Origin of the sequence: Tissierella praeacuta DSM 18095 (assembly GCF_900128955.1) — a bacterium.
In the GTDB taxonomy this organism is placed as follows: Bacteria; Bacillota; Clostridia; order Tissierellales; family Tissierellaceae; genus Tissierella; species Tissierella praeacuta.
Window position 1 is genome coordinate 120,155 of sequence record NZ_FQTY01000006.1, and the last position, 13,280, is coordinate 133,434.

General features: G+C 30.5%; 12 protein-coding genes. 1 reads left to right on the top strand and 11 read right to left on the bottom strand.

Features of this window, described 5'->3' with window-relative positions:
* Positions 1–49 precede the first annotated feature (49 nt).
* The 5 genes from BUB33_RS08640 to BUB33_RS08660 form a co-directional block, all read right to left on the bottom strand.
* A complete protein-coding gene (locus tag BUB33_RS08640) occupies positions 50–571 on the bottom strand; it encodes a DUF2179 domain-containing protein (protein ID WP_072975512.1) in 522 nt (173 codons plus the stop codon).
* 49 nt (positions 572–620) lie between these two features.
* Positions 621–2,681, bottom strand: coding sequence for an N-acetylmuramoyl-L-alanine amidase family protein (locus BUB33_RS08645; protein WP_072975515.1), 2,061 nt, complete (start codon positions 2,679–2,681; stop codon positions 621–623).
* Positions 2,682–2,792: 111 nt separating this feature from the next.
* Complete coding sequence (locus tag BUB33_RS08650) at positions 2,793–3,788, bottom strand: AIR synthase family protein (RefSeq protein ID WP_072975518.1); 996 nt, start codon at positions 3,786–3,788, stop codon at positions 2,793–2,795.
* Between the two features lie 187 nt (positions 3,789–3,975).
* Positions 3,976–4,605 carry a hypothetical protein gene (locus BUB33_RS08655; RefSeq protein WP_072975520.1) on the bottom strand — a complete coding sequence of 210 codons (630 nt, stop codon included), beginning with the start codon at positions 4,603–4,605 and terminating at the stop codon, positions 3,976–3,978.
* A gap of 12 nt (positions 4,606–4,617) precedes the next feature.
* The gene (locus tag BUB33_RS08660) at positions 4,618–5,115 is read right to left on the bottom strand and encodes a hypothetical protein (protein ID WP_072975523.1); all 498 of its coding nucleotides are present in this window, start codon (positions 5,113–5,115) and stop codon (positions 4,618–4,620) included.
* Between the two features lie 225 nt (positions 5,116–5,340).
* Here BUB33_RS08660 and BUB33_RS16045 point away from each other — a divergent pair, with 225 nt between their 5' ends.
* Positions 5,341–5,478 (top strand): hypothetical protein, encoded by a 138-nt coding sequence (locus BUB33_RS16045; protein ID WP_159429180.1) that lies wholly within the window; start codon positions 5,341–5,343, stop codon positions 5,476–5,478.
* Positions 5,479–5,555: 77 nt separating this feature from the next.
* On the opposite strand, the gene arcC is transcribed toward BUB33_RS16045, so the two are convergent.
* The 6 genes from arcC to ligA all read right to left on the bottom strand — a co-directional run bounded on the left by arcC (position 5,556) and on the right by ligA (position 13,278).
* Positions 5,556–6,494 carry a carbamate kinase gene (gene arcC / locus BUB33_RS08665; RefSeq protein WP_072975525.1) on the bottom strand — a complete coding sequence of 313 codons (939 nt, stop codon included), beginning with the start codon at positions 6,492–6,494 and terminating at the stop codon, positions 5,556–5,558.
* A 74-nt stretch (positions 6,495–6,568) separates the two neighbouring features.
* Entirely contained in the window at positions 6,569–7,822 is a 1,254-nt protein-coding gene (locus BUB33_RS08670) for a dicarboxylate/amino acid:cation symporter (protein WP_072975527.1), read from the bottom strand.
* A gap of 180 nt (positions 7,823–8,002) precedes the next feature.
* Complete coding sequence (gatB, locus tag BUB33_RS08675) at positions 8,003–9,433, bottom strand: Asp-tRNA(Asn)/Glu-tRNA(Gln) amidotransferase subunit GatB (protein WP_072975529.1); 1,431 nt, start codon at positions 9,431–9,433, stop codon at positions 8,003–8,005.
* Positions 9,423–10,889: an Asp-tRNA(Asn)/Glu-tRNA(Gln) amidotransferase subunit GatA gene (gene gatA / locus BUB33_RS08680; RefSeq protein WP_072975531.1), complete on the bottom strand. Its 1,467-nt coding sequence runs from the start codon at positions 10,887–10,889 to the stop codon at positions 9,423–9,425. Before gatA ends, gatB begins: the two co-directional genes overlap by 11 nt.
* Before the next feature lie 14 nt (positions 10,890–10,903).
* Entirely contained in the window at positions 10,904–11,188 is a 285-nt protein-coding gene (gene gatC, locus BUB33_RS08685; protein WP_200778163.1) for an Asp-tRNA(Asn)/Glu-tRNA(Gln) amidotransferase subunit GatC, read from the bottom strand.
* 107 nt (positions 11,189–11,295) lie between these two features.
* Positions 11,296–13,278 carry an NAD-dependent DNA ligase LigA gene (gene ligA / locus BUB33_RS08690; protein WP_072975535.1) on the bottom strand — a complete coding sequence of 661 codons (1,983 nt, stop codon included), beginning with the start codon at positions 13,276–13,278 and terminating at the stop codon, positions 11,296–11,298.
* Between the last annotated feature and the right edge of the window lie 2 nt (positions 13,279–13,280).

Here is a 13,280-nt window from a genome sequence, read left to right on the forward strand (position 1 = left end):
ACTATTATATTATATTAGAAGAGTTGTCAGACTATGATTAATTTATCTTTTACTTTTTATTAGTTGCAAAATACCCTCCACTAATAGGGTTAATATTATTTACTGTTATAAATGCTTTTTTATCATATTCATATACTATTTTCTTTAAATTAGGTAAATCTTTACGATTTATAGCTACATTGAATATCTCTTTACTACCTTCTAATCCTTGACCGATTACGACTGTTACACCAAATCCATTTTGCCTAAGGATTTGAAGCAACTCTTTATTGTCTGGTTTATTTAATATAATTTGAGTTGCCAAATTGCCTAATGCAATTTTATTTTCTATTGTAATTCCCAGATAATTTCCACAAGCAAAACCTAATGCATAAGATAATAGATTTAATGGATTATCTAGATTTCCAACAACCTTACTCAATGCTGTTACATAGATACTTACTTCAAAAAAACCAATTAATGCGGCTTGCCATCTTCTTCCTTGTACAACCATCAGTGTCCGAATAGTAGCTAAGGACACATCTGATACCCTTGCAAAGAAAATAAATAAATACCCAAATATTAACTCCATATCTTCTCCCCCTTAAAAATATATAGACAAGGTAACCCTTGCCTATATATTAATACATTTCAAAATATTTTTCTATTCCTTTTATTATAGCATCTACTATTTTATACTGATATTCTTCTGTATATAGAAGTCTTTCTTCTGCCTCATTAGATAAAAATCCTGTTTCCACTAAAACCGCTGGCATTTTTGTTTCCCTAAGAACTACTAAATTTGGTCTTTGAATTATTCCTTTATCCGCTGCACCAGTAGCTTTTAATAATTCCTCCATTATAATTTTAGCAAAAGGATGCTGATCTACTTCTTTTTTGCTTGAATTAGTTGCAGGACAATATAACACTTGAATTCCAGCAATTGACCTATTATCATGGGCATTACCATGTATACTTACAAATACATCTGCATAATTATCGTTTGCAATTCTAGCTCTTTCATATAAATCAATAAATTCATCTTTATCCCTAGTCATTATTGTATTATATCCTTTGGCTTTAAGTGCATCATTAAGTTTTAAAGAAACACTAAGACTCAAATCCTTTTCATATCTTTTGCCAATTGATATAGCCCCGGGATCCTTTCCACCATGTCCAGCATCTACAACAATTACCCTATCTGTAGATTTTACATTTTCACCTTTTCTCAATAATAAGGAGATTTTATCATCAAATTCTCTAGAAAGTAAAACATATTCTATATCTTTTTTAAGTTTAATAGAAACCGTAGTCTTGGATTTACCTTCATAAATTTCAACTTCATCAACTAAATTATCTTTTATAGGAATTATTCCTTCATCTAATTTTACATTTTCACTTGGAATGGTTATTTCTATTAACTTGCTGCCTAGCTCATAATCTACAGAATAATCTGTTACCGTAAGATTATTTATAGTAAGGATTTTATCAACACCTTCTGAAGTATAAAAAATATTTTCCCAAGAAGTTTTTTCAGGATAAATTATAATTTTATTATCTTGACTTTCTAATTTTATATCTGGATCAGTTACACCATCTTTCACATCTAATACTACTCTAACTATTTTATCAATAGAACTATAGTTATTATCACCACTAAATTGTGACGCCCTAACTCCTTTAATAAATCCTAAATCATAATTATAATTATATTGTGTACTTTCTTCAAAACTAGAATCCATTAAATCTACTACTACTCTTTCTGGATTCTTTAATTTCATCAAATTAACCTTAGGCTTAGATGTACCTTGAATTACAATGGCTTCTTTTCCATTTATTATTTCTTTTGTAATTGATTTTACCTTATTTACAAAGGATATAACCATATCCTTGCCATCATTTGCAAGGGAAATATCATGTGTCCCTAATTGATTTAATTTTATTACAACCCTAGTGATACTAGGTTCTGAAGAAAACTGAGAGTATTCAATGTTTTCAATTATACCATCATTTACATTAATAATACCTTGATTATTTTTAACATCAATTAAATCAAGTTTAGAATCCTTTATATCTATGACTAATTTATTTGAATCCTGTAAAAACATTGTCTCATATTCAATACTTTTATTACTATTTATAACTATTTTGTTTTTATCTGTACTTCCTTTTCCAATAGAAATCCCCTTTATAATACCTATACCATTTTCTTGTTTAGAATTAATATATGGAGCTTCTTTTGCACTATCCCATCCAATTTCATAACCAAATAATTCATTAACAAACCTTAAGGGAACCATAGTCCTAGTATCTTTATTTCCTAAGGTTACTAATCTAGGAATGGCATATTTATCCAATGTCTTTTTCTCACCATTTATTATAGCAATATTACTATTTATGGTAAATTTTCCTTCCTTATCCCCATAATTCACTATAGCAGTCTTAGTTTTTTGATCCCAACCAACTTCCGCACCATAATTTTCTGCTACAAATCTAATAGGAACCAAAGTCCTATTAGTATGAACAAAGGAGGGAAATTCCGTATTAATAGCTTGTCCGTCCATAATAATTGGTACTGGCTTTACAGAAATTTTAGTACCATTCATACTTACTTGAATTGTCTTGTTACTAGCTGCATATCCTATTTGACTAAATAAAAGCAATAGTACAAACAAAGATAGCATTATCTTCCACCTTTTCATTTATCTACCTCCTTATGCCCCTAACCATTAATAAAGTTTGTCTATTTTATTTATATCATTTAGTCAATTATTATGTCAACGAATTACGAATTTTGTAACCATAATGTAATATTACTTAGTAAATAACAAAGCCTTATATAATTCATCAGATTTTGGTGGTTCTATATCATAATTTGCCCCATTTTTCTCTAATATAATACCTTTTTCTATTATCTCTCCTATAATTGTAACTTTAATTCCAACCTTATTCAGTTCTTCATTGATTATTGAAACCTTTTCATCTTCTGCAATAATTAACATAGAGCCACTAGATATTAATCTATATAAGTCTATACTAAGTATATCAGCTATTTCTTTAGTTACATCTTTTACAGGTATCAACTCTTCTATAATCTTTATTCCCTTTCCAGTAGCCTTAGATGCTTCCCAAACCGCTCCTAAAACTCCTCCTTCAGTAATATCATGCATATATCTGACACCAATTTGTCCACAAATTGTACCTTCTTTAACTACACTTAACATACTATCCATGCTTTTTGCCATATTGAGTTTATCTTTCCCTATTTTATCAGTTAATTGTTTTTCTAATTCCTTTGCAATTATGGATGTTCCCTCTATTCCAGCATACTTAGTAATTAGTACTTTATCTCCAATCTTTATCTTTCTTGGATTAGGTAATTTTTCCTTAGACTGTTTTCCTATAACAGTTGTACTTATTACTATCCTGTTTACTGCATCTGTAATTTCCGTATGTCCTCCCATTATTTCAACATTGATTTCTTTTGCTACTTCTCCCGCTTCTTTCATAATATTTTCTATATCTTCTTCTGAAGTCTTAGGTGGTGCTAATATAGTAATTAAAACTCCTATAGGCTCTGCTCCACTGGTAGATACATCATTACAAGAAATATGTACAGCCAGTTTTCCAATATCTTTAGTTGTCCCTGTAATTGGATCTGTGCTGATTACACATAAATCATTATCAAAATCAATTACAGCACTATCTTCTCCTACTGCAGCTCTTACTAATACTTCATCTCTTTTATTTTTTATATTTGATAAAACTATTTTTTCCAAAACCTCATTAGGTAATTTCCCAATTTCCATCTTGCTACCTCCTATAATGCTCAATCTATATTTTAATTATATTGTACCATATGTATAACACTTTTAATATACTTTCGATACACTTTTAAAACACATTTTAATAATAAAATATGCTCCTCTTATAGTATACAGTTTTTATTATCTCAACTGTCCACCACAAGAGGAGCATGTCTCTCGATTCACTTTGTTATATTAAAGTTTTCAATTCTGCTAATATATTTCTACACTCTTTATCATTCATAATTCTAAATTTTGCTACATTACGAATATTATCATGTTGATTGGTTACAGAATCGTTATCTATACTTTTAACATCTTTTTTATTAAGCTGTTCCATAAAATAATCATCTGCTGCTTTCCTTAATGAATGTTCGTCATAAGTTGGTTTATTTGAAGCATCTGAGAATTCTTTTACTACGGCTCTGGCTAATGATGCAATTCCAGATACCCTCTCTACAATATACTTTTCATATTCACAGTATTCAATATCTCCTAATGATTTTTTCTCATAGGCACTTTGAATTAAAGGCTTTATAGTATCAAAAAACTCTTTATCAAATTTTAAATCTCTTTTATCCATAGTATCGTCATGAAAAATTGGATTAGTTATTCTAAATTCATCTCCAACAACAGCTCCATTTAAGTACCTTTCAATTACAGCATTTATCAACCTATCTAAATCTATAAAAGAATAATCTGGATTGGAATTGTACGCATAATTATTATTCTTTTCTCCTTCTTTTCCTTTAATCTCATGACTTTTTGTGCTACTATTTACTTTTATTGACTCATAAGCTCTATTTATTCTATTTATCATATGATATTTCTCCTATCTAGCATCTATCATTATATCATAGCTTACTTGATCCCAAGAACTACTAAGTAAACTTAGCTTTACAAAATAATCTCCTTCTGGAGCATTTCGAGCAGTGACAACTTGTTGAATTCCATTACTATTTCCCTCAGCAACATATGTCATAGTTCCATTACTATTTTGACGATAAATTTCAATCTTTACTTTTCCCCTAGTGGATATATTGAATAAAGTAACATCTATATTTCCATAATTTCTATGACTATAGTAATAATAGTCAACTGAGTCATAACCTCTCTCTAACTTGCCTCTTCTCCATTGTGTATTAGCTTTTAATTCATTATTTTGTTTTGCTTGTGCTGGTGTGTCATTTGGTTCAACTTCATACATTCCGCTCATTACACTGATATTCTTATTTGTTTTACCTGCAACATTGCCACCTTCAGCAAAAACTGTTGTACTTGTTACTACTAAAATCATCGCTACTAATAAAACCATACTTTTTTTCCTCATATTCCCTTTCCCCCATTTTTAATATTTTTAAGGTTTTGTCAATGGTTTCTTCATGTTATAAATTCTTTACCCATATATATAGCTATTAATCAATTTATTTGAAAACAAAAAAATATTTTGTGATTATATTTTAATAATAATTAAATATATTTTGGAAAGAATAATTAGAGCAATGGGTAATTGACAATGCACAATTGACAATTAATTCTAAGGGAGGGTTTAGCTTTGATGATACCTTGTTCTGAAAAATGCGTATATGCAGAGGACGGCTTATGTGCTTTAGATACAGTTACTCCTCCATCGAATACTCCTACTAAAGATTGTCCTTATTTTACTAAAAAAGAAAAAAAAGAAGATTCATAAACTCTCCATAATCTAAAATTAAAAGCACTAAAAATTATTCAAATAATTTTTAGTGCTTTTAAAGTTTAAATTAATTATTACTTAACGATCACTGTCCCTGCTTTTCCTTCTATTGCATCCTTTAAAAGTTCTAAAGAAGTAATTATTACTTTTTTTCCACCTCGTACTAAATATTCAATCCCAGCTTCTATCTTTGGTCCCATACTTCCTTTTGGAAATTGTCCTTCTTCATAATACTTTTTAGCTTCTTCTAAAGATATTTTTGATAAAAATTCTTGATTAGGTTTCCCAAAATTTATTGCCACTTGTGGGACTCCTGTTAAAATCACAAGAAAATCTGATTCAATTTGATTTGCTAATAAAGATGATGCATAGTCCTTATCTATAACAGCTTCTACACCTTTTAACATTCCATTATTTTCAACAACTGGAATCCCTCCACCTCCTACAGTAATTACTATGGTTCCATTATTACTCAATGTCTTCACAGCTGATTGCTCAATAATATCTAATGGTCTTGGTGAAGGCACTACTCTCCTATATCCTCTCCCACTATCTTCAACCATAATATAGTTATTTGTCTTAGCAATCTCATCTGCATCTTCTTTGCTATAAAAGGGGCCTATTGGTTTTGTTGGTGAATTAAATGCTGGATCATTATCATCAACTACTACTTGTGACAATACGCAAGTAACATCTCTTTTAATTCCTCTTTTTCTTAATAGATTTTCTAAGGACTGCTTTATCATATAACCTAATTGTCCTTGGGTTTCAGCTACACATATATCAATAGGCAATACTGGAATTTTATCTTTAGCCGCTTCACTCTGCAAAAGTATATTTCCTACTTGAGGTCCATTCCCATGGGTTAATATAATTCTATACCCTTCTTGGATTAAATCTGCAATATATGGACAGATTTTGTTTATATTATTATATTGTTCTTCTGCTGTTCCTTTTTGTCCCTCGGATATTATTGCATTTCCTCCAATTGCAATTACTATTTTTTCCTTCAAAATAAAACCTCCTGATTTTGATATAATATTTCCTAATATTATATCACTTCATCTTATCAATAAGAAATATTTTTTTATGAATTGGCAAGCTCCATATTAATTTCCCCTTCTTGTTTTGCTATTACTGCTGTACATACTGCATCTCCTGTAATATTTGTAACTGTTCTCCCCATATCTACAAGTCTATCTATGCCCATGATTAAACCTATACCTTCTATAGGCAACCCTATAGATTGCAATACCATAGAAAGCATTATAGTTCCAGCTCCAGGAACTCCTGCAGTACCTATAGAGGCTAAAGTAGCTGTAAGTATCACTGTTACTATCATACTTAAGCTCAATTCATATCCATATACCTGAGCTATAAAGAAAACAGCTATGCCTTGCATTATTGCAGTACCATCCATATTGATTGTAGCTCCCAAAGGAACGGTAAAAGACGCTATATTTTTTGAAATACCTAGTTCCTTTTCTGCTATCTCCAATGATACTGGAACTGTAGCATTGCTGCTAGCAGTTGAAAAAGCTACAGACATTGCTGGTAAAAATTTTTTATAAAAGGTCATTGGCGATAAGTTTGTAAACCCTTTTAGAAGTCCTCCATATACTAAAAACATATGAATTATTAATCCAATGTATACTGTAACTATATATTTTAATAAAGGCAGCAATCCAGAATATCCTACTGTAGCAAAGGTCTTGGCAATAAGACCAAATACACCTATTGGTGCAAATAACATTATTATCTCTACTAATTTCATTATAAGTTCATTCAAGTTAATAAAAAGTGTTACTAAAAATTCAACTTTTTCTCCTAATAGAGATAATCCAACTCCAGTCAATATGGCAAACACAATGATTTGAAGCATATTCCCCTCAGCCATTGCAGCAATAGGGTTTTTAGGTACCATTTCATATAGTATTTGAATAAGTGGTACTTTTGGATTAATTGTTGGCTCTACAACTTCTATGGAAGACATATCTAGCCCTAGTCCTGGTCTTACAAAAAATCCTAATAATAAAGCAATAATAATAGCTATAGCAGTAGTAGTTAAATAAAAGCCTACAGTTTTTATACCAATTCGACCTAGTTTTTTCACATCTCCCATGTTAGCGGCACCATTTACTAAGGAAATGAACACTAAAGGAACAACAAGCATCATTATTCCTCTTAAAAATACTTGACCTAATAACTGAAATATTCCATTGATTAAAATCCTGTCCTTAATTACTCCGCTAGGTAATCTGAAAACCATAATACCAATAATTAATCCTAATAAAAGTCCAATAAGTACCCGTGATGTAAGACTGATTTTTTTCTTAGCCATAATATCACTCCTTAATATATTTGATTTATTATAAAGTATTATTATTATAATATTCTATTCCGAATATTATTTCAAGTTCAAATTATCAGAATATATCCTAGAATAAAAAAATTAGAGCAGAAATCATGGGGATCTCTACTCTAAAAGAAACTTTAACTTTTTGAATCAACTTAATCCTATCTATCTTTCATTTATCATATCTATAACCATTTTATTTACCAATTGGGGATTAGCCTTACCTTTTGATGCCTTCATTATTTGACCAACTAAAAATCCAATAGCTCTATCTTTACCATTTCTATAGTCAATAATTGATTGTTCATTATCATCTAAAACTTTTGATACTATTTCCTTTAATGCCCCTTCATCATTAATTTGAATTAATCCTTGTTCTTTCACTATTGTTTCTGGATCTTTGCCTGTATCAAAGATTTCCTTTAATACCTTCTTACCAGTATTGTTATTAATTTTACCTTCTTTAACAATAGATATTAATTGTCCAAGATATTTAGGAGTAAGACTTGTATCTTCAATTTCCAGTTCTTCATCCTTTAATCTTCTTAAAACGTCTCCCATAATCCAATTACTAACTAATTTTGAATCATCTATATATTTTATAGTTTCTTCAAAGAAAAAAGCTAATTCTTTAGATGCTGTTAGTACTCCTGCGTCATATTCAGAAAGTTCATACTCTTTTATAAATCTTTCTTTTTTATCATGAGGCAATTCTGGAAGATTGTTTTTTATTTCTTCTATCCACTCATCAGATAATTCAATGGGAGCAATATCACCATCTGGTGCAAATCTATAATCTGCTACACCACCTTTACCTCTCATGGTTATAGTTTCATTACTTATATCATCCCATCTTCTTGTTTCCCTTACAGTGTTTTTTCCTTCCTTAAGTAACGATATATGTCTTTTCTCCTCATATTCCATAGCCTTTACTGCACCTTTAAAGGAGTTTAAATTCTTAATTTCTGTAATATTGGTTTTAGACCCTGTTTTATCGTCTACAACATTTATATTAATATCGCATCTTAAAGAGCCTTCTTCCATTTTACAATCTGATACTTCAATATATTTTAAAGTTGCTCTAAGTTTTTCAAGGAATAATCTAGCTTCTTCTGGAGTATTCATATCAGGTTTTGTCACTATCTCTATTAAAGGTACTCCTGCTCTATTATAATCAATTAAAGTATCTTCCTTCTCACTATGAATTTGTTTTCCTGTATCCTCTTCTATATGGATTCTTTCTAAGCGAACCTTTTTAGTTTCATTTTCTAATTCTATTTCTATATAACCACCATCACATAAAGGTAAATCATCTTGAGAAATTTGATATCCTTTAACTAAATCCGAATAGAAATAATTCTTTCTATCCATTCTTGTTTTAGTATTTATTTTTGAATTAAGTGCAATTCCTGCCTTCACAGCATATTCTACAGCTGTTTTATTTATCACAGGAAGTGCTCCTGGAAGTCCAATACAAACTGGACAACAATGAGTATTAGCTTCACCTCCAAAGGCATTTATACAACTACAGAACATCTTTGTTTTAGTAGCTAATTCAACATGAATTTCTAGTCCAATTATAGTTTTATAGCCCATTTTTTATACCTCCTTCAAATCCTAGACCTGCCTTTATAATATTTGCTTCTTTATACTTGTCACCAATTATTTGCAGACCAAGAGGAAGTCCATCTATAGAACCACATGGTACACTCATTGCACAAATTCCAGCAAGATTAATGGGGGCAGTAAATAAATCGGCTTTATACATAGCTAGGGGATCTTTAAGCTTTTCTCCAAATTTAAAAGGAAGTATCGGGGAAGTTGGAGATAAAATTACATCATATTTACTAAATACATTGTTAAAATCTTCTATTATCAAAGTTCTTACTTTTAATGCTTTTTTATAATGCTCCTCTGCATACCCTTTAGTCAATGAATAAGTTCCTAGCATTATTCTTCTTTTAACTTCTTCTCCAAAGGCTTCTGTCCTAGAGTTTGTATATAATTCATCTAATGTAGTATATTCCTTAGCCCTATGTCCATATCTAACTCCATCAAATCTAGCTAGATTTGAGCTAAGTTCTGATGTTGATATAATATAGTAGGCTGCCAAGGCATATTCTAAATGAGGTAAAGATATTTCACTTATTTCTGCACCTAAGGCTTCAAATATTTTTATTGATTTATTCATCTGTTCCTTAATACTACTATCTATACCAATATTAAATATTTCTTTAGGAATTGCTATCTTCATTCCCTTTAAATAATTATCATAATCCATTTCTTTTGGGAAACTACCAAATATTATAGTTCCATCTGGATTCTTAAAAGACGTGGAATCCTTTTCATCATATCCAGTTATAGATGACAGCATAAGAACTGCATCTTTTACATCTCTTCCAAACACTCCCACTTGATCTAAAGTATTTGCCATAGCAACTGTCCCATATCTGGAAACTATGCCATATGTAGGTTTAATACCTACAACATCACAATAAGATGCAGGTTGTCTAATTGAACCACCTGTGTCTGTGCCTAAGGATAACGCAACTTCTCCAGCCCTTACTGCTGCTGCTGAACCGCCAGAAGATCCTCCTGGAACTCTTTCTAAATCAATAGGATTTTTAGTAGGTCCAAAATAAGAAGTTTCTGTAGATGAACCCATGGCGAACTCATCCATATTAGTCTTCCCCATAATTATTCCATCTGCAGATTTAATTCTTTCTACAACTGTTGCATCATATGGAGGAATGAAATTTTCTAGCATCTTAGAACCACAGGTAGTTCTAAGATTTTTAGTCATTATATTGTCCTTAACTCCTATAGGTATTCCACTTAATAGTCCTACTTTTTCTCCATTTCTTATTTTTTCATCTACTTTATCTGCTAATTTTAAAGCTTCTTCTTTATTTAAAGTAATGAAAGCATTAATACTTTTCTCCATTTCATCTATCTTATTGAAATGCAGCTCTGTTAGTTCTCTGCTTGATATTTCTTTTTCACAAATCATTCGCTTCATTTCAAATGCTGATAGTTTTGTTATATCCGTCATTTCTTCACCCCTTTTTATTCAACAATCTTTAGTAATTTAAAATAGCCCCATTGGTTTTCTATTGAATTTTGAAGTATTTCTTCCCTTGATAAACCTTCTTTTACTATATCTTCTCTTAACCTTTGATTATAATCATATACTTGATATGTGGGTTCTACATTTTCTGTATCTACTTCATTTAACTTAGCCACATAATCTAATACTTCGGCAAACTTATGAGTAAATTCATCTATTTCTTCTTCTGAAAACTTTAATTTAGCTAAACTAGCTATATGTTTTACATCTTCCTTAGAAATCATCATCTTACCCTCCTAATTAAACTTTCCTTTTTATTTTACCACTTTTTATAATAAAAAATCAAACAATACTATAATGAGCCAGAGAAAATACTCCCTGACTCATATTATTATAATAACTCCTTCAATTTCTCCTCATTTATAATTTCAACACCTAACTCCACTGCCTTAGTATATTTAGAACCTGGTTCTTCTCCTACTATAACATAATCTGTTTTCTTACTAACAGAACCTGTTACCTTTCCACCCATTTTCTCCACCAGTTCCTTTATTTCATTTCTACTAAGTCCCTCTATGGTTCCAGTGATAACTACAGTTTTATCTGTAAATACAGATCGTTGAACCTCTATCTCTTTAAAATATGGTTTTACTCCTTCTGATAATAATTTATCTAGACTCTCTAGTATCCTTTCATCATGGAAAAACTCTAAAATACTATTAGCTATAACCTCTCCAACTTCTCCTACTGTAATTAACTCTTCAAAAGTTGCCTCTTTCAGTCTATCTAAAGATTTAAAATGATTCGCTAAATCATTTGCAGTTTTTATACCTACATTATTTATCCCAAGTGCATATATAAAAGACCCCAAGGATATATCTTTAGACTTCTCTATGGCTTTAAGTAAGTTATTGGTCTTCTTATCCTTAAATCCTTCTAATTTAATTAAATCTTCATATTTAACCTCATATATCTGGGGTAAATCTACTATATCCAGTTCCTCCAAAAACTTCTCTGCAGTTTTCTCACTAAATCCTTCTATATTCATGGCATCTCGACTAGCAAAGTGAACTAATCTAGATACTAACTGAGGCTTGCAGGATAATGAATTTGGACAAAATATATGAACTCCATTTTGGACTAATTCAGAATTACAAGCGGGACAATGTATAGGTTTTTTAATTTCAAAGGTTTCATCATCTGTTTCCACAGTTCCCAATATCTCTGGAATAACATCGTTAGATCTTCTAATAAGAACTCTAGAATTTATTCTTACTCCCTTTCTTTCAATATCATCATAATTATTTAAGGTAGCTCTTTTAACTGTAACACCTCCAATTTCTACTGGTTCAAGTATTGCAGTAGGAGTTACCTTAGATGTTCTTCCAACATTCCATACTACTTCTAATAATTTTGTTGTAGTCTCTTCTGCTTCAAATTTATAAGCTATTGCCCATCTAGGAAATTTATTAGTATATCCAAGAATTTCTCTAGTTTTTATATCATCTACTTTTATAACTAACCCATCTGTTAAAAGATCTAATTTATGTCTTTCTTCTTTTATTATCTCAATTTCTTTAATTATTTCTTCTATTGAATAGAATTCTTTTGCATATGAAAATACAGGAAATCTATTTCTTTTTAAAAATTCCAATACTTCAGTATGCTTTTGAAATGTCTTTCCTTCTATATATCCTATATTGTAAAAATATGCTGTAAGATTTCTCTCCGCAGTCACTTTGGAATCTAGATTTCTCAAAGCCCCAGCTGCTGCATTCCTAGCATTTTTCAGAGGTTCTAAAGCATTCTTATTATATTCCTCCAATGCAGATAATGGCATTAATCCCTCTCCCTGAACCTCCATTGTTCCTTTAAAGTCTATCTTTAAAGGGATAGCTTTTATTGTTTTAAGCTGAGGTAATATAGCTTCCCCAATGTTTCCATTTCCTCTAGTAGCCCCCTGTACCAAAACTCCATCTTTGTAAGTAAGATTTACAGTAAGACCATCAAATTTATATTCCACTATATATTTAGGAGCAGGTAATTCATCAACATTAGACAAATTATATTCATTTATAGCCTTTCTCACTCTATTATCCCAATTAATTAACTCCACTTCATTTTGGCTTTTATCCAAGCTCCACAACCTGCCTAAATGAATATGTTTTTCAAACTTATCTACTAATTCTCCACCTACTCTTTGGGTTGGAGAATATGGTCGTATAATCCCTGTTCCTTTCTCCAATCTAACTAATTCATCATATAATAAATCATATTCTTTATCAGATACCTTAGGATCATCCAATGTATAGTAATGATAATTCAAATCATTGATTATCTCTATTAAATCATCTATTCTTTTCTCATCATTCATAA